17 protein-coding genes, 1 tRNA gene and 1 other RNA gene are annotated in these 18,138 nt (G+C 63.2%); 12 read left to right on the forward strand and 7 right to left on the reverse strand.

The window, feature by feature from the left end; genetic code table 11:
• Positions 1-45: 45 nt before the first annotated feature.
• Positions 46-1,170, forward strand: a complete 1,125-nt coding sequence (locus C440_RS14340; protein ID WP_008321303.1) for a DnaJ domain-containing protein — start codon at positions 46-48, stop codon at positions 1,168-1,170.
• Positions 1,171-1,727: 557 nt separating this feature from the next.
• On the opposite strand, the gene C440_RS14345 is transcribed toward C440_RS14340, so the two are convergent.
• On the reverse strand, positions 1,728-2,354 hold the full coding sequence (locus C440_RS14345; RefSeq protein ID WP_008321304.1) for a uracil-DNA glycosylase family protein: 627 nt from the start codon (positions 2,352-2,354) through the stop codon (positions 1,728-1,730).
• Between the two features lie 87 nt (positions 2,355-2,441).
• Positions 2,442-2,915, reverse strand: a complete 474-nt coding sequence (locus C440_RS14350; protein WP_008321305.1) for a DUF5793 family protein — start codon at positions 2,913-2,915, stop codon at positions 2,442-2,444.
• Between the two features lie 108 nt (positions 2,916-3,023).
• On the opposite strand from C440_RS14350, the gene C440_RS14355 reads away from it, so the two are divergent.
• The 9 genes from C440_RS14355 to C440_RS14395 all read left to right on the forward strand — a co-directional run bounded on the left by C440_RS14355 (position 3,024) and on the right by C440_RS14395 (position 12,218).
• The gene (locus tag C440_RS14355) at positions 3,024-3,521 is read left to right on the forward strand and encodes a DUF7549 family protein (protein WP_008321306.1); all 498 of its coding nucleotides are present in this window, start codon (positions 3,024-3,026) and stop codon (positions 3,519-3,521) included.
• Between the two features lie 88 nt (positions 3,522-3,609).
• Positions 3,610-5,304: a type II/IV secretion system ATPase subunit gene (locus tag C440_RS14360; RefSeq protein WP_008321307.1), complete on the forward strand. Its 1,695-nt coding sequence runs from the start codon at positions 3,610-3,612 to the stop codon at positions 5,302-5,304.
• Position 5,305: 1 nt separating this feature from the next.
• Complete coding sequence (locus tag C440_RS14365; RefSeq protein WP_008321308.1) at positions 5,306-7,408, forward strand: type II secretion system F family protein; 2,103 nt, start codon at positions 5,306-5,308, stop codon at positions 7,406-7,408.
• Between the two features lie 215 nt (positions 7,409-7,623).
• Complete coding sequence (locus C440_RS14370; protein ID WP_008321309.1) at positions 7,624-8,277, forward strand: class I SAM-dependent methyltransferase; 654 nt, start codon at positions 7,624-7,626, stop codon at positions 8,275-8,277.
• A gap of 149 nt (positions 8,278-8,426) precedes the next feature.
• A complete protein-coding gene (locus tag C440_RS14375; RefSeq protein ID WP_008321310.1) occupies positions 8,427-9,455 on the forward strand; it encodes an NAD(P)/FAD-dependent oxidoreductase in 1,029 nt (342 codons plus the stop codon).
• An 83-nt stretch (positions 9,456-9,538) separates the two neighbouring features.
• A complete protein-coding gene (locus C440_RS14380) occupies positions 9,539-10,780 on the forward strand; it encodes a DUF4382 domain-containing protein (protein ID WP_008321311.1) in 1,242 nt (413 codons plus the stop codon).
• Between the two features lie 148 nt (positions 10,781-10,928).
• Positions 10,929-10,999: transfer RNA gene (locus tag C440_RS14385), tRNA-Gly, on the forward strand.
• Positions 11,000-11,099: 100 nt separating this feature from the next.
• Entirely contained in the window at positions 11,100-11,867 is a 768-nt protein-coding gene (locus C440_RS14390; RefSeq protein ID WP_008321312.1) for an SDR family oxidoreductase, read from the forward strand.
• A gap of 96 nt (positions 11,868-11,963) precedes the next feature.
• A complete protein-coding gene (locus C440_RS14395; protein ID WP_008321313.1) occupies positions 11,964-12,218 on the forward strand; it encodes a Sec-independent protein translocase subunit TatA/TatB in 255 nt (84 codons plus the stop codon).
• Positions 12,219-12,525: 307 nt separating this feature from the next.
• Here the strand turns inward: C440_RS14395 and ffs are convergent.
• Positions 12,526-12,837, reverse strand: an RNA gene (gene ffs, locus C440_RS17180) — signal recognition particle sRNA.
• Positions 12,838-13,043: 206 nt separating this feature from the next.
• Positions 13,044-13,457, reverse strand: coding sequence for a DUF7548 family protein (locus tag C440_RS14400; protein ID WP_008321314.1), 414 nt, complete (start codon positions 13,455-13,457; stop codon positions 13,044-13,046).
• A 108-nt stretch (positions 13,458-13,565) separates the two neighbouring features.
• Between C440_RS14400 and C440_RS14405 the strand changes: the two genes are divergently transcribed.
• Together C440_RS14405 and C440_RS14410 are read left to right on the forward strand one after the other, a co-directional pair.
• Positions 13,566-14,717, forward strand: a complete 1,152-nt coding sequence (locus tag C440_RS14405) for a thiolase family protein (RefSeq protein WP_008321315.1) — start codon at positions 13,566-13,568, stop codon at positions 14,715-14,717.
• Entirely contained in the window at positions 14,717-15,091 is a 375-nt protein-coding gene (locus C440_RS14410; RefSeq protein WP_008321316.1) for an OB-fold domain-containing protein, read from the forward strand. Before C440_RS14405 ends, C440_RS14410 begins: the two co-directional genes overlap by 1 nt.
• 114 nt (positions 15,092-15,205) lie before the next feature.
• On the opposite strand, the gene C440_RS14415 is transcribed toward C440_RS14410, so the two are convergent.
• From C440_RS14415 to C440_RS14425, 3 genes are all read right to left on the reverse strand, one after another.
• Positions 15,206-16,051: a DUF7547 family protein gene (locus C440_RS14415; RefSeq protein ID WP_008321318.1), complete on the reverse strand. Its 846-nt coding sequence runs from the start codon at positions 16,049-16,051 to the stop codon at positions 15,206-15,208.
• 54 nt (positions 16,052-16,105) lie between these two features.
• Entirely contained in the window at positions 16,106-17,194 is a 1,089-nt protein-coding gene (locus C440_RS14420) for an NADH:flavin oxidoreductase/NADH oxidase (RefSeq protein ID WP_008321319.1), read from the reverse strand.
• Positions 17,195-17,258: 64 nt separating this feature from the next.
• Positions 17,259-18,023: a carbon-nitrogen hydrolase family protein gene (locus tag C440_RS14425; RefSeq protein ID WP_008321320.1), complete on the reverse strand. Its 765-nt coding sequence runs from the start codon at positions 18,021-18,023 to the stop codon at positions 17,259-17,261.
• Positions 18,024-18,138: the final 115 nt, after the last annotated feature.

Here is an 18,138-nt window from a genome sequence, read left to right on the forward strand (position 1 = left end):
GCCCGGTACATTCAAAACCCGCCGTTACATCGAATCGCACGTCGAATGCCGGTGGACTTCTACGAACTTCTCGGGGTCGAACGCGACGCCGAGACGAGTGAAATCAAGCAAGCCTTTCGTCAGAAGGCACGGGAATATCATCCCGACGTCAACGACGACGAACGAGCACCGGCGCAGTTCACCGCAATCAGGAAGGCCTACGAAATCCTCACCGACGAGACCGAACGCGCCGACTACGACCGAATGGGCCACGGAAAGTACGTCGAAACGCGACTCGACGGCCTGACGAAGTTCAAATTCCCTGGACAGGCCGGGACGGGAGACGGTACCGACGACGAGTCGAGCGGGCGGTCGTCGGCTCGCTCTTCCGGGTCGGATCGGTCGTCGTCTTCATCGCGGTCGTCTCAGGCCACCGAATCGTCGTCTCGGCGGTCGTCACGACGACGGTCGTCGAATCGCTCGTCGCGGACGGCTTCGTCCCGAAGTTCGTCGTCTCGTTCGTCCGCGTCTTCGGGGACTTCGTCCTCGCGGTCATCCTCATCTCGAAGTTCGTCCTCGCGGAGCGCGTCGTCGGCAACGACGTCGTCCCGCGGGACCTCACAGAGCGCCCGCGGCTCGGGAACTGGCGGCACGACCGGTCGGTTCGAACGCGAATCGAGGGCGTCTCAATCCGCGTCCGCGGCGAAACGAGAGTCGAGAAATCCGCTCTGGTACGGGTGGGCGCTGTCGCTCCTCTCGCTTCTGGTCTACGCCGGCGGGTTCGGCTGGCATCTCGTCGGTCCCGGTTCGTCGTTCCTGTCGGCGCTCGCGTCGATTGAGATGTCGGCACCGACACAGACGCTTTTCGCGTCGTCGGCGCTCTCGCTTCCGACCACCGACGCGCTCCAAGTCGCAGTTTCGTCGTCGCCGACGACGCTCGTTTTGCCGGTCGCATCAGTTCTCCTCGCAACCTCGCTTCTCGCCGTCATCGCCCGGTTCGGTCACACGTGGACGACGTGGCTCTACGCGGTGGCCGCCGTCGTGCCGGCGGCGATTATCGCCGCAGGAGCGCTTGGATACGGTCGCCCCGTCGCCGTTGACCTCGTCGGACTCGTGGTCTGTCCACTCGTCGGCGCTGGTGGCTTCGTCATCGACGCCGGCCGCTATCTGTTTGCGTCGCGGTCCCGGTAGCGCCACCACGGCCGACTGCCGACCGAATGCGACGCGGTCTCTACATTGCCGACCACGGTCTCGACATACGGGGAGTGGTCTCGGCATGCGAATAGCGGCTCTGGCCTTTCGGACCGCAGTCTCTGCGTGGATACCATCGACCCGTGTTCGTGACTCGACTGTTGCCCGTGCGACACCGCAACGGTAGTAACGGCGACACCGAGCTGTCGCTCTGGAATGGAGTAAGAGCGGGGACCGCGGCCGAGCGCGAGTCCCCGGACTGACCAAGCCACTGCGAGGAGCACCAGTCTCACAGTTGCCTGACGCGCCCGGCGGAAATGAATCGAACCACGCGCGTCAACACCACGTTGGATGCTTGTTGTAAAAAGTCCTTTGTTCTCGCCAATTAGAACCATGGCATCCAGAACCACTGGATAAATATGGTCTTATGTGATGCATTTAGCCCCATTTACTGAACAAACAGTAACCCTAATGGTTCTTACTGGACGAACGAACGGCAGAATCGTGAAGAATTCAGAGAATCGAACGGCTACGGTCGAATACGGCCGAAAAAAGCGCTATCTGACCAGATACGGGTCAGCTCCGGGCATGAACCGACCAAGGTCGGATTCGCGCCGGAAGTCGGTCGATTGGAGTTCCAACAGACCGGCCACGAGGTCGTCGTGGTCGTCGTCGTGCCACTCCACCGGAGCCTTGATAGGCATCACGAGGAAGCCACTGCCGCGGAGTTCTGTGCCGTGGAGGTCCTCCATGTCGATGTCCGTCTTCCAGCCGACTGACGTGTAGTTGTCCAGGACGTGTTTCGTCGCCACCGCACCGACCGGGAGCAATACGTGGGCCGCAATCGCGCGGAGTTCCGCGTCGAAAAAGCGCTCCATATCGGTGTAGTCGGCGGCCGTCGGGGTCCCGTCCGGCACGCACATGTGGAGATACGAAAAGAACGTTCGGTTCACTGTCGGTTCGTCGCCCGTCGTCTCCAAGAGACCCGCCGCTTCGAGTGCCGTCTGGAAGCCGAGGTTCGCGTCACCGGTAAAGGGGACGCCGGTTTCGACGCCGCCGTGGACGCCGGGGTGGTCGCCGATGACGTGAAAATCGGCGTTCGCGTCGCCGTATCCGGGGACGAACCGGTCACACGACGGTCGCATGTCGAACGGGTTTCTCGTGCGGTCGGTTACGTTCCTCACGCTACGCTCTGGGTCGTCTGCCGATAAAGAACACGTGGTTCGGGCCGAAATTATACACGAACAACCATTATCGTCCGGATATTCGACTCAGAGTTCGACGCCCGATGGGATGAGACTCTGGCCGCGAAGCAGGGTCCCATCCCCGTCGTAGACGAGGAACGTCGATTTCTCGAAGGTCGCAAAGTGCTCGCCTTCGATGGACACATCCACGCGGTAGCGCCCGTTGATGTCGTCGGCGGTTCGGCCGTACTCCCGGGCCGCACCGATGAATTCGAGAACGTCCTCCGCGCGGGCATTGAGTTCCAGCACGTAGTCGCCGGTCAGTCGGTCCGTCACGCTCACGACACCCCGCGCATCGGGTTCGTCGATGGCGCTTTGGAGTCGGAAGGTGACGTCCAACTCCTCGGCGGCGAGAACCTCGCCACCGGGGGCCGTAAAGCGCGCTCGAAGTTCTTCGGGAGGGCCGTAGAAGTCGATAGAGACCGTCGGTTGGCGAGGCTCGTCGTTGTCCTCGTACCAATCGACGTCACGTACGTCGAGTTCGAAGTAGTCACGCCGCATTCCGTACCTCCCGTTGTACTGCGCTACGTATTAACGTGACGCCCCTTCGACCCCCAGTTTACGAGTTCCGTCGGTAGTTTTTACCCGTCTCCCTGTGCCGATTACGGCATGGTTTGGGTCCGGTCCGAGCACGCGGGCGCACTGGCAGTCGTCTCGACGTGGCTCTGTGCACTCCTCCCGTGGAACGTCACGTACACGTCGAGCGTCGCCGGCGTGAGCCTTCTGTACGTCAGATTCCCGTTCGTCGAAATCCAGTACGCGTGGGGGATTTCGCAGGGCGTCACCGTCCGCGACCCGCTTTCGGCGATGGCACTCCAGTCGGGACAGACCGTCGCTGTCGCCTATCAGGCGTGGGTCGTCGGCGCGGCACTCATGGCGGCCGCGCTATTGTTTTCTATCGTCTACTACCTGCGCGAAGCGCAGGTTGAGTCTGGTCCTCTCGACCCGGTTCGCCTCGTCGGCGGCCTACTCGGTCTCATCGGTGTCGTCCTCGGAATTTCGACGTACCTGCTCGCAACGCGGGGTATTCCGGGTATTCCGCTCCCGCTCGGTGTCGTCATCGCGGTCGTCTTCGCCGGCGTGTTGTTGACGGTTGACCGGACGTGACGCCGCGTCGTGTGGAGTATTCGTTCTGGATTCGCGGACCATTTAAGTACTGACCAATCTTACCATCCGACCAACTGACCGGGTGACGATGGCACGAGAATCTACGAGAGACGTGAGACCGCCGGCCGGCTCCCCACCCGACCGAGGGATACTCCGACTGCTTCGGGACGGCGAGTTCGACAGCGCCGCGTCCGAGACCCGTCGAATCCTTCGCCGGACCGCGGAGATGCTCCGCGGCTCGAATCTCGACGTGCAACCGTTGACCCCGGACGAGACCCCGCTCGGGACGTACGATGTCCCCGACGGCCACAGGGAAGTCGAATGCTACTGGGTCAACGCTCCGTTCGCGTACGTGGTCGTCACCTACGACACCGACGCGACCGCCCACCGATACCACACCGTCGAACCGGACCTCGACGAGTTCGAAGCATCGCTACTCGAACGCGTCCGAACCGATATCCGCGACCCGCTTTTGTATCGCCGAGACGCCTCCTCGAACACCGAGACGGTGCTCATCGAGGAGTTACAGTCGCTTCTCGAACAGTACGGGTTAGAACTCGGGATGGAGTCGTTTCACACGCTGTTGTACTACCTTCAGCGGGATTTCCACGGGTACGGCCCGCTCGACGCCCTGATGAAGGACCCGCACATCGAAGACATATCCTGTGACGGCTACGACCTCCCGATTTTCGTCTATCACGACGAGTACACGGATATCTCCACGAACGTCATCTTCGGCAAGGACGAGCTGGACAACTTCGTCGTTCGTCTCGCACAGCGGTCGGGCCAACACATCAGCGTCGGTGACCCCGTTCTCGGGACGACGCTTCCGAACGGCGCTCGCGCGGAGTTGGCGCTGGGCGAGGAAGTCACCCCGCGCGGGTCGGCGTTCACCATCCGACTGTACGCCGAAGAACCGTTCACACCAATCGACCTCGTGAAATACGGGACGTTCTCAATCGAGCAAATGGCGTATCTCTGGCTCTGTATCGAACACAACAAGAGCCTCATCTTCGCCGGCGGGACCGCATCGGGGAAAACCACGTCGATGAACGCGGTGTCGATGTTCGTCCCGCCGCGGTCGAAAGTGCTCTCTATCGAGGACACCCGCGAACTCGCGTTGTATCACGACAACTGGCTGTCGTCTGTCACCCGCGAGCGCCTCCACGAAGGGACCGATATCACGATGTACGACCTGCTTCGCTCCGCGCTCCGCCACCGCCCCGAATACATCATCGTCGGGGAGGTCCGCGGCGAAGAGGCCGTGACGCTGTTTCAGGCGATGAACACGGGACACACGACGTTTTCGACCATGCACGCCGACAGCATCGAGACGGTTATCAACCGCCTCGAAAACGAGCCGATCAACGTCCCGCGCGCGATGGTGCAGTCGCTCGACCTCCTCTGCGTTCAGACGCTCACCCGCCACGGCGGCGAACGCGTCCGTCGGTCGCAGGCCATCGGTGAAATCGGCGATATCGACCAACGGACCGGTGAACTCGACTACTCGTCGGCCTTCTCGTGGGACCCCGAAAACGACACCTTCGACCGAAACGATAGCTCGCTGTTGGACGAGATTCAGCGCGAAAACGGCTGGTCGCGGACGCAACTCCGCCGCGAACTCCGACGACGCAAGCAGTTCCTTCAGTATCTTCTCGACAAAGGAGTCTCGGACTACCGCCGCTTTACCGCCCTCATCAACGAGTACTACGCCGATTCCGACGACGTGATGGCGCGCGTCGAAGCCGACGAAAATATCGTTGACGCGAATTCCGGGGCCTGAGATGCGTCTTCTCGTCTCTTTGCTCCCGCTCGTTGCCGCGTTCTGCCTCGTGTTGCCGATGCTCCTCTCGCCGGTAAGCAGACGGGCGAGTCTCCTCGTGACGCGGGTTGCACTCCCTCTGTTCGGCTTTTACGTCGCACACGAGAGTTCTCGACGAAGAGAACAACAAAAACGGCTCAACGCGGCCCACGTGAGTGTGACCCACCGCGTGTACGCCTCGCGGACGCTTCTCATGGCGGGCGTGTTCGGCATCTCCGGAAGCATCTTCGGCGTCTATCTCGTCGTGGGGGCGTTTGAATTGCTCGCCATCTCGGCCGAGACGATTCGGCCGATGCTCCCCGGCGTGTTGCAGTTTTTGAGCGGTCTCACGAGTATCCAGCAACTCTCAGCGCGCGACCTGTTTCTCACGCTCTTGTTTTCCAGTGCGACCCTCGGCACGATACTCGCCCGCGGGGTCTACTGGCTCCGGTGGTACTACCTCGTCGAAACGGCGCGCACCCGGTCGTCGGAAATCGAGGCGACGCTCCCGCGGACGGTGGCGTTTACCTTCGCCCTGTCGCGGTCGGGAATGCCGTTCCCGAAGGTGCTCGAAACGCTCGCGCGAAACGAGTCCATCTACGGCGAAGCGGCCAGCGAAGTCAGTGTCGTCGTCCGCGACATGGACGCGTTCGGCACCGACGTCATCACCGCGTTACAGTCGATGTCAGCGTGGACGCCGAGTCCGAGCCTCGAAGAGTTCGCCGAGAACCTCGCAAGCGTCCTCGGAAGCGGCCGCAACCTCTCGGTGTTTCTCCGCGAACAGTACGAGCGGTTTCAAGAGCAGGCCGAAGCCCAACAACAGCAGTATCTCGACCTCCTCTCGACGTTCGCGGAAATATACGTCACCGTCCTCGTCGCGGGACCGCTGTTTCTCATCACCGTCCTCGTCGTCATCGGACTTGTCCTCACGGACACGCTAACTGCCATCCGAGTCATCGGCTACCTTGGGATTCCGCTGGCGAGTTTCGGCTTCATCGTCTACATCGACAGCATCACCGAGTCGCTTCGGGGGACGGTCACCGTGAAAAGGGAGGCGGCGGGGAACGCCGCGGCGCAGGGGGACCTATCCTCCGGGGCGTCACAACCGGCCACCGACGGTGGCGATATGGCGGGGAACTGGCAGGTAAACCACGAACGACTCGCCGCCTACGACCGCCTTAGCTGGCTCCGCCAGTGGCTCGACCGCCCGCTCGAAACGCTCGGTCGGCGACCCTCGCTCACGCTCGTCGTTACGGTCCCGCTCGGTCTCCTCTGGGTTGCGCTCCGGACGACGTTTCCCACGGACCCGTCGCTTCTCGAAGCGGCTAACGCTATCGACCAACACGTCGTGGAGGCGACTATCGTCGTCCTCATCGTCATCTCGCTGTTCCACGAGATTCAAAAGCGCCGTATCCGCTCGATAGAGCGAAACATGCCGGACTTTCTCGACCGGCTTGCGAGCGTCAACGAGGCGGGTCTTACGGTCGTCGAAAGCCTTCGTCGGGTGTCGCGGTCTGACCTCGGGCCGTTGAGCGACGAGGTCGAACGCGCCGTCCGCGACATCGACTGGGGAGCGGACGTACAATCCGCCCTCCGCCGGATGGACCGCCGGACGACGAGTCCGATGGTCTCGCGGGCGGTCACGCTCATCACGAACGCGATGACCGCCAGCGGCGACCTCGGACCGGTGCTTCGAATCGCCGCCAACGAGGCACAGGACAGTCGCCGCCTCGCCCGCGAACGGAGACAGGAGATGCTCACCTACCTCCTCGTCATCTACATCTCGTTTTTCGTCTTTCTCGGCATCGTCGTCGCCCTGACGGTCTCGTTTATTCCGGCTGTCGAACAGGCGAGCACCGGTGCAGTCGGGTCCAGCGAGGTCGCTGGCGTCTCGACGGGGACCTTCTCCGGACTTCGTGAGGTGAAGACCCTCGCGTACACGGTCCTGTTCTTCCACGTCACGACGATTCAGGGCCTCTGTTCCGGTCTCATCGCTGGCCAACTAGGTGAAGGCCAAGTTGCGGACGGCGTCAAACACGCCGCACTGCTCCTGACGCTCACCTACGTCGTCTTCCTCGTCATCTGAGCATCCGACGACGGTTCACTGAGAATCCAGGGAGCATTCGATGGTGCCCCAGTGAGTGTTCGAGAGCCTCGATGGCGAGCCAGTGAGTAATCGGGAACACTCGACGACGGCCCAGTGAGTACTCGGTGAGCGCCCGGTGCCCATTCAGTTCGGAGCGAAGCAGTTCGGGCGGACCGACCCGTGCGGTCTTTGTGCCGCCGCAACGACCGACCGACATGGACGACCCCGACCCGCAGACGGCGGTCCGCGAGACGTACGACCGCATCGCGTCGCACTTCGCGTCCACCCGCGAGTACCCGTGGCCCGAAGTCGAGTCGTTCGTCTCGGAGACCACGGCAGACGGTCCGGCCGCACGCGCACTCGACCTCGGGTGCGGAAACGGCCGCCACGTCGAACTCCTCTCGGCACACGCCGACGAGGTGGTCGGACTCGACGTGAGCCGCGGGCTACTGGACGAAGCGACGGCCCGAGCGAGCGACCGCGGGTTCGACGCCGGACTGGTACAGGGCGACGCTTCTCGACTCCCGTTTACCGACGACGCCTTCGATATCGCCGTCTACGTCGCCACACTGCATCACCTCACTCCCCGCGAGGCGCGAGTCCGGAGTCTGAACGAACTCGCTCGCGTTCTCAGCGCCGGCGGCCGCGCGGTCGTCAGCGCGTGGAGCACCGCCCACGACACCTTCGACAGGGATGACGGCTTCGACACGACCGTCGATTGGACGCTTCCGGGCGGCGAAACCGTCCCACGTTTCTACCACATCTACGGTCCCGACGAGTTCGACGCAGACCTCGACGCGAGCGAGCTTTCCGTGGTCGAATCGGTGGTTTCGAGCGGGAACTGCTACGCCGTCGTCACCGGCCGGTGAGCCGGGCAAGCCCCTGAATTTCGGAATACCATCAGTGGGTTGTAACGACTTCTCCGGCATTTTGAATGTGCCATGATACCGCATGACGGCTGGATACTGCGAGCGCACAGGGGATGTGGTCTTAAGGCCATTCCGACGAATCGACGTGTATGACCGATACCGACGGACGGCAGGAGTACGAAGTCGTCGTCGTGGGCGGCGGCCCCGCGGGATTGCAAAGCGCCCTCTACACGACGCGGCTCGGTCACGACACCGCGCTCGTAGACCGTGGCGGCGGCCGCGCGGCGATGATGCTCGACACCCACAACGTCATTGGTGTCACAGAAGACCAGTCCGGAAACGAGTTCCTCGCAACGGCGCGTCAGCAACTCGAAGAGTACGGCACTGACATCTACCGCGACTTCGTGGCCGACGCCGAGCAACTCGACGACGGGCGATTCCGTCTCGTCGGCAACGAGGGTGAGTTCGTCGCCGAACGCATCGTCCTTGGCGTCGGCTTCAACGACAAACGCCCCGACCCACCGCTTCCCCGCACCGGGAAGGGACTGCATTACTGTCTTCACTGTGACGCCTACATGTTCGTTGACGAGTCGGTGTACGTCATGGGCCACTCCGACTCCGCGGCCTACGTCGCCATGATCATGCTCAATTTCACCGACGAGGTCGATATTCTCCTCCGCGGCGAGGAGCCGTCGTGGTCCGACGAGACGGACGAACTCGTCCGCGCGCACCCCGTCGATATCATCGACGAGGAGATTTCCGGCATGACGAAGCGCGACGACGGGTGGTTAGAGAGCTTCGAGTTCGAAGACGGGACGGTCCGCGAGTACAAAGGCGGCTTCGCCATGTACGGCTCTGAGTACAACACTGCGCTCTTCGAGCAACTCGGTGTCGAACGCAACGACGACGGCACGGTTCCGGTTGACGACCACGGCCGGACCAGCGTCGATGGGGTCTTCGCGGTGGGCGACATCACGCCCGGCCACAACCAAATTCCAGTCGCCATGGGCAAGGGTGCGCAGGCGGGCATTGCCATCCACATGGAACTCCGCGAGTTCCCGAAGAACCGCGACGAGATTCGCGCGGACGGCGAGGTCACTCTTGAGGAGGTACCCGGCATCTCGACCGGTCTCCTCGATAAGGCAAAACAGTTCAATCAGTCGCACGCCGACGACTGACACCGTAATTCGGCGAAATTCGGTGAAATCCGGGGTCTAAAAGTACCCTTCTCAAGTTCCCCCGAGCGGTATGGTCTTCCACGATGAACCGTACCGTATTTGCGACTGTTCTGCTCGCACTCATGGTCGCGCTGGCCGGGTGTGCGGGTGGCACAGGGTCGCTAACCGACGCGTCGCAGTCGGAGAATTCGACTGGGACGACCGAGACGACGGCAACCGACGGACGTAGCACCGAACAGACGGGGACGATGAAGTTCTACGTGAGCGACGAGCGAAACGCCATCGCCGACTTCGAACACCTCAACGTCACTATCGAACGCGTGACGCTCGTGCGTGCAAGCGGCGGTGCCGACCGCGACACCGACGCGGACGGTGACGCCGGAGTCGACGAAAACGAGTCGGCCGCTCGCACCGCCGAAGACGACGCGACGGTGAACGTGACCGGAAACACGAGCGTCGAGGTCGAAGCGGAGGCGAACGCATCGAACGAGTCGATTTCGGTGGACGCGTCCGTCGAAGCCGATGTCGAAGGAGAGACCAGCGGTGACGCGAACGCCAACGAGAGCGACTCGGCAGACGAAACGGCCGAGACGGTTACCTACGAGGTAGACAACGTAACCGTAGACCTAACCGAACTGCAAGGCGATAACGCCAGTCTCGTCGGCGAGTACGACGTCCCCGAGGGCAACTACACCAAGGTCTTCGTCCACGTGGGGACGGTCAACGGGACGTTGACGACCGGCGAGCAGGTGACGGTCAAACTCCCGAGCGAGAAGCTCCACCTCAACTCGAACTTCGAGGTCGAACGCGGCTCTTCGGTGGACTTCGTGTTCGACATCACCGCGTTCAAAGCGGGCAAAAGCGGGACGTACATCTTGAAACCCGTCGTCAGCGAATCCGGGATAGACGTGCCTATCACTGACGTAGCTGCCGGAGAAGGCCGTCTCGACACCGACGCTTCTGACGAGCGCGACGAAGACGGAGACGTTCGCGGTGACCAAACGAACGCCCGCGAGAACGGTCGTGACAACGCGACCGCGAACGCAACCGTCGAAAGCGAAAGCGACCTCGTCGTAAACTTCGGTGGGGAGATTGCACCCGACGAGACCGCGACGCTCGTCGCCACACAGAACGGGACGCCGGTCGAAAACGCGACGGTAACCGTCAACGGTGAGGTCGCGGCCACGACGAACGCCGATGGCGAAGCCGTCGTCGATATCCCGGACACCGAAGACGTGGCGGTCGTCGTCACGCGCGGCGACACCAAGACCGAACTGGAGTTCGAATTTGTCGTCAGCGCCACAGAGAGGCTCGATACTGCCTAAAAACTGGACAACACCGACAGCTAATCGAAAAAGTAACATCCTTATTGGGGCGTCGAGAATGAACGGATAGACGCTGGTTCGACGCGCCGGTATCTCGGCCGAACAGAGTGAGGCCGAGTCCCGGTGCGCGAGTGAGGGTCGAACGAGCGCACCGGTGGTCTAATGGTAAGACATTGGCCTTCCAAGCCAATTATCTGGGTTCGATTCCCAGCCGGTGCATCTTCTTCCGACGGTTCACACACGTAGCAACGGCTTTTCTCCGTATTACCACCCATTCTTAACTAATTTTACAACAATTATCTACTGAGGTGTTCGAGATATGAGCTTGCTCGACGGCCACGTTGCGGTCGTCACAGGTGGGAGTTCCGGCATCGGACGAGGAATTTCACTGGCGTATGCGGAAGCGGGCGCAGACGTGGTGGTCTGCGACATCCGCGAGGAACCGAAAGAAGGCGGTCGGCCGACGCACGAAACGATCGAGTCGGAGACCGACGCGTCCGCGACGTACGTCGAACTCGATGTGACCAACCCGGCGGCGTTCGAGGACGCGATGGACGCCGCGGAAGCGTTCGGCGGCGTCGATGTGATGGTCAACAACGCGGGCATCTGGCGGCCCGAGGAGTTCCTCGAAGTCACGGAAGACGAGTTCCAGCAGATGATGGACATCAACCTGAAAGGTGTCTACTTCGGCGCGCAGGCGGCCGCCAAGCGCATGGTCGAAACCAGCGGCGGAAGCATCATCAACGTCTCCAGCGTCAACGGCATCTTCGGAAACGGCGGCTACCCGTCGTACACCGCCTCGAAGGGAGCCGTGCGGACGCTTTCGTACTCGTTAGCACACGGTCTCGGTGAGCACGGTATCCGGGTGAACGCAGTCCACCCCGGCGCGATTAAGACGAAAATCGGGCCCGAAGAGATGGAGACGAGTGACGAACAAACCGCGCAGTTAGAACAGATGATTCCGCTCGGTCGGCAGGGCGAACCGGACGATGTCGCGGGCGTCGCCGTCTTCCTCGCAAGCGACCTTTCGAAGTACGTCACCGGCGAATCACTCGTCGTTGACGGCGGTTGGACCAGTTGGCGGTAACCGTCTTCGAACCCGGAAACGGCGACAGGGGCGGTTCGATACCGTCTGCACACCGGACCGTCTCCCTTATCTTCCCCCCGGCCATATGTAACCGTAATGCTCAACCCTATTCCACTGTTCCCCGGTCTTCCGGGCGGTCCAGAACTACTTATCGTCCTGCTCATCGTCGTCCTGTTATTCGGCGCGAACAAACTCCCACAGCTCGCTCGGTCGTCCGGCCAAGCGATGGGCGAGTTCCGCCGCGGTCGGCAAGAGCTTGAAGAAGAGCTGAAACAGGGCGCAGAGGACGAAGAGACCGATTCGGAGGCGGACGAAGAAGAGACCGCCACCGAAACCGAACCCGAACAGTAACGCGCACTGCGAGGCGACACCGCGCGGACGCTTTTTACGGACACAACACGCCGAGTCGAGCCAAGCGTGACGAATCGCCGAGCGACGCACGTCGCTGACACAGACGTTCGATGACCGTGGTCTGAAACCTGACGTGAGTGTCTAGTGCGTCAGCGGCGGGCGTTGCGGGCTACGAGTTGCAAGCCGAGCGTTTCTCGAACGCGCGGACGTAAACGACGCGAGTCAGACGGCTCTCAGGTCACGTCCTGTTTTGTGGGAACGGGCCGACGCTAATACCCGTCGCTCGCCGTCTAAATGAAGTATGAATGGGTGGACAGCGAGGTTGCCTGGCGTTCCGACGTGGGGAATCCCGGTTGCCTCCTCCACCCCGCGATCCTCCGAGCGACGCACGTCCGACAGTCCGCTGCTCGCTTCCGCGCCTGACGGGGTACTACCGATGAACCACGCAAACCCTTCCCTGCGGAAGGGGTACGTGGAACCGCTGTCCCCGAAGGACGAGGTTTCTACGTTGGCTTCCGGGGCCCGCGCCGGTCTGACCGGACGCGCCCGTGTTCGGTCCCCGCTAAAGACCTATTTCGCGGGTGAAGAGCAGGGCCTAACTGCCCGACCTAGTCCACTCCCTCATAATCCATCGACTGTTAAGGGCCTTTCGACTCGCGGGAGAGAAAACCGGCGGACGCCGTCGGGGTGGTTCGGCTCACGAACGAAGCAGGCGACTTCAGGGCGAACGGCGTCGCGGCACCGCCGCCGCGACATCGGCGACACAAGACACCGGGGAGACGAGTGAAGACCGAGAAAAGAGCGTCCGAAGCGGGTGAATTCTGGCTACAGGACGCTCCGGGCGTAGCCAGCACCGCCGACGAACGTGACGCCGGCCGCACCGAGAACCGCCCACCGGTGGTAGGTGAGCCACGTGTACTGTTGTTCGAAACTGAACAGCACGGTCGGGTCGATAGAGACCGACCACAGCGTGGCGAGACCGAGCATCGAAAGCGACAGGACGACGCCGAGGCCCGACGCCATTGCCGGGTCGGTCCGCGCTTGCTTTCCGGAGAGAAAGACGATGACTTCGAGCAGTGCGAGCATGCCGACGATGGAGATGCCGACCGGGCCGGAAGCGTAGTACGCGGCCACCTGTCCGTCCGCGGCTTCGACGGTGACGGCGGGCACCGCGACGGCAATCGCAAGGAGCATCGACCCGACGATTCCGACCGTCGGTGCGAGGCGTTCGGTGTCCATGGCCGGTGGTTCGGGTGTGCGTGTGATAAACGGTTTGAGATGTGCTCGCGGGGCGTCATCGCCGGGGAGGGACCGGTTTTAAATCACGGTGCAACGACGTGTGAGTATATGGACCGCGTAGCGATCATCGGTGCATCGATGACCCAGTTCGGCCAGCGAGACGCGTGGATTCGTGAGTTGCTCGCGGAGGCAGGCCAAGCCGCACTCGCGGACGCCGAGGTCTCGCCCGACGAAATCGAGCACCTCTACGTCTCGAACATGGCGAGCGGCGAGTTCGAGGGACAGACGGGCGTTCCGAACGCGCTCGCGCACGACCTCGCGGCGATGCCCGCCTACACCGCTCGAATCGACCAGACCTCTTCGTCCGGCGGCGCTGGCGTCTACGCCGCGTGGCAGTCTGTCGCCTCCGGCGCGTCCGACATGACGATGCTCGTCGGCGGCGAGAAGATGACTCACCGCTCGACGGCAGAGGCGACGGACGTTATCGCGTCTCTGACCCACCCGGTGGAGTACAAACACGGCGTGACCCTCCCGTCGTTTGCGGGACTCACCGCACGACTCTACCTCGACACCTACGACGCCCCCCGCGAGTCGCTCGGGAGAGTCGCCGTCAAGAACCACAAAAACGGTCTCGACAACCCCCACGCGCAGTTCCGCAAGGAGGTCGACCTCGAAACGGTTCTCGACTCGCCCATCGTCGCCGACCCGCTTCGACTCTACGACTTCTGTCCGATTACCGATGGCTCCGCGGCGCTCGTCTTCTGTCCGGAATCGGTCGCCCGCGAGTACACGGACGAGTACGTCGTCGTCTCGGGTATCGGCGGTGCGACGGACACCCACGTCGTCCACGAGCGCGCCGACCCGACCACGATGGGCGGCGTGGTCAACTCCTCCGAAATCGCTTACGAGATGGCCGACCTCGAACCCGACGACATCGACGTGGCCGAACTCCACGACATGTTCACGATCCTCGAATTCCTCCAGTCCGAAGACCTCGGCTTCTTCGAGAAAGGCGAAGGCTGGAAAGCCGTCGAGGAAGGCGTGACGGACCGCGACGGCGAGCTACCCATCAACACCTCCGGCGGCCTGAAATCGAAGGGCCACCCGCTCGGCGCGTCCGGCGTCGCACAGGTGTACGAGATTTACAAACAGCTCATCGGTGACGCAGGCGACCGGCAGGTCGATGCCGACGTCGGGCTTGCATGCAACGTCGGCGGTTTCGGCAACTGCGTGACCACGACCATCATGGAGTCCCGATAATGTCCGACGAAAACCCCCCAATGGAAGCGAACCGCTACCCCGACGGGAGCATCACCTACCCCGGCCACCCGGTCGGTCCCGACGGCGAAGAGCCGGTCGGCACTGTCGATTTGAGTGCGTACACCGCGACGGTGCTGACGTGGACGACTTCGACCGCGACCCCGCCCGGTGTCCGACAGCCCAACACGCTCGCCATCGTCGAGTTCGACGTTGACGGCGAGCCGGTCCGCGCTATCGGACAGGTCACGACCGAGGAAGTCGAGATTGGCGACGAAGTCGAACCAGTCTACTGCGAGGAACTCCGCGACCCCGACGCGGGTATCCGCGAGCACGAAAGTCAAGAGTGGGACGGCTACCGGTTCGAACCGGTCTAACTTCGACACGCGCTCACGTTCTCTCGAACATCCGATTCGTCGTCTATCGTCGTCCGGTGACTCGCCAGTGTTCGGAATCGAGCTGTGGAGAGTAACGTCTCTGCCGGAAACCGCTCAGGGGTCGCTCGGCTCCGCGCCGTCGGTGTCGTCGCCTTCCTCGCCGTCGCCGTCGTCCGGCCCGTTGACATCGCGCTTTATCGACTCCAGTTCGGCGTCAACGTCGACCGTCGTGCTGTCGGCGTCTTGGGTTTCCCCGCTCGCATCGTCCACCGCCGTCCCTGAGGCCTCTTCGACATCGATTCTGACCGGCCCAGACTGTCGAGTGCGACGCATTTGGCCCGACTCGCGTCGTCCGCCTCGGTCGGCGCGCGTCTCGCTGGTATCGCGGTCGGCGCGTCGTTGCCATCCCGACTCGGATCGACGCTCGTCCTCGCGCCAGCGTCGCTCGCGGTCGGTCCGTTCGTCCCGTGCGTCGGCGATTCGCGCGTCGAGTTCGTCGGTGAGAGAGCTGGCGCGGTCCATGATGTCTCGCGCTTCTGGATTCGACGGCATGTCCGCCTCAGAGAGCGCATTCCGAAGTTCGTCGAGGGCGCGCTCGACGCCCGAGACGGCGCTACGTGGCACGTCGCGCATTCGGGCTTCGGTCTCGCTTCGTGCGTCTTCCATCGCTCGACCGGGGTCCGAAAGGCGCATGAGACGGCGGAGAAGTTCGAGCGAGGAAATCGTCGCTTCGAGAACGGCGATAACGGTCGGGATGGTGTACGACTCGGTGAACCGCATCACCTCGCCGAACGTCGGCGGGCGCGGCGGTTCGAAGCGGTCGCGGCGGCCGCGTCTGTCGTCGCGTCCGTCCCCGCGTCGCTCGCGCTCGTCGCGGAGCTCGGTTCCGAGTTCGTCGAGCGTCTCCCCGAGATCGTCGAGCAGGTCGAGGATATCGTCGTCCCGTCGTCGGTCGCTCATAGCCCACGGTTGGGTCGCCTCGGGGATAAGCCTTCGAGGGACGGCCGTCGAACCCTACCGACGCGGAACCGCTCTGTTGTACTGCGGCGGCCACTCGGCGTCCGCATCGAGGTCCTCTGCGGCGTGGAGCGCAAAGTAGGGGTCACGAAGGTGTTCGCGGCCGACGATAGCGAGGTCGGCACGGCCGTTGCCGACGATTTCGTCGGCGTGGCGGGCCGTTCGAATCCCGCCGACTGCGCCGACACGAACATCGGTTTCGTCGCCGATGACCTCCGCGTACGGTACCTGATAGCCGGGACCGGTGTTCGGTATCTGTTGGTCCGGGTGAATGCCGCCGGCGCTCACGTCCACGAGGTCAACCCCGAGACTGTCGAGGTCGTCGGCGAGGCGGACGGACTGTTCGAGGTCCCACGAGTCGCGGTCGTCCAGCCAGTCGGTCGCCGAGATACGGACGAACACGGGTTTGTCGTCCGGCCACACGTCGCGGACCGCCGCCGTCACTTCGCGGACGAGTCGCGTCCGGTTCTCGAAAGAGCCACCGTAGTCGTCCTCGCGGCGGTTCGTCACCGGTGAGAGGAACTCGTGAAGGAGATAGCCGTGTGCGGCGTGGACTTCGGCGATTTCGAATCCGGCGTCGAGTGCGCGCACTGCGGCCGCACGGAACGCCTCGATGATGCCGTCGATGTCGTCGGTCGTCAGTTCGCGGAGTTCCGGTGGTTCGTCCTCGTAGGGCCACGGAATCGCACTCGGCGCGACGGTCGTCCACCCGCCGTCGGCGGGCGAGACCGGGATGCTCCCCTCCCACGGCCGGGACTTGCTCGCCTTGCGGCCCGCGTGGGCGAGTTGAATCGCCGGGACGCTCCCCATGGACTCGACGAACGAGGTGACTCGTTCGAGCGATTCGACGTGGTCGTCGCGCCAGATGCCGAGGTCGTGAGGCGAGATGCGCCCTTCGGGCGAGACGGCCGTCGCTTCGGTCATCACGATACCCGCGCCGCCGACGGCGCGACTGCCGAGGTGGACGAGATGCCAGTCGTTGGCGACGCCGTCGGTCGAAGAGTACTGGCACATCGGCGAGACCATGATTCGGTTCGGGACGTCCGTCTCCCGCATGGAGAGCGGACGAAAGAGCGTGTCCGTCATCGAACGCGATTAGTCACCGCGGGAAAAACCCCCCTCGCTTCCGGAGATGTGGACCGGTTTCCGACTACTCGACGGAGCCGATGAAGCCACGCTGTTCTGTGACCTGCTCGCGGTCGAGCGTCCACACGAGGTCTCGGTTGCCGCGGTTGAGCGCGGCGGCGGTCGCGCCGTCGGGCCTGACGACGACCGAGCGACCGGCGTACTCCTTTTCTTGGGACCCGGGAAGCGTTCCGGTTCCGGTTCGGTTCGCGCCGACGAGCCATCGAACGCCATCGAGCGCGCGGGCGCGACAGAGCAGTCGCCAGTTTTCCGAGTGGGCCGCGGGCCACGCGCCGACGACGAACAGCGCGTCCACGCGCTCGTCGGTCATGGCCGCGCTGTCGCCGACGAAGTTCAGGTCGTAGCAGGTGAGGAGACCGGTTTTCCCGGCCGGGGTATCCACGATGACCTGCTCCGTCCCGGGTTCGAGGACGGCCGATTCGCCGCCCCAGAGGTTGCGTTTTCGATAGACGGAGGCCGACCCGTCGGGGCGAACGTACGCCGCGGCGTTGTACAGCGACCCGCCGTCGCGTTCGAGGAACCCCGAGAGGACGTCGAAGTCGTTGTCGGCGGCAACATCGGTGAGAAACGCTGTCGCGTGGGCACGTGAAACCGCGCCGCTGTAGGCGCGACTGTCGGCGACGAAACCCGTGAGCGCGTACTCGGGAAAGAGCGCGATATCGACGTCGTCGGGGAGTTCGGCCGCGCGCGCTCGTATCGTCTCTTCGTTCTGTGCCACATCGAGATCGGAGACCGAAAGTTGCGGAACGGCGACGGTGGGACCAGTCACACCCCGACAGACGGGGTCGCGGCGAAAAATACCCCCACATAGAGGCAACCGCGTGCGGGCGGTCCCGCGCGACGGCGCGAAGCGAAGGGAAACGCTCTTTTTACAGACGGACGGA

The organism is Haloferax mucosum ATCC BAA-1512 (genome assembly GCF_000337815.1).
GTDB lineage: Archaea > Halobacteriota > Halobacteria > Halobacteriales > Haloferacaceae > Haloferax > Haloferax mucosum.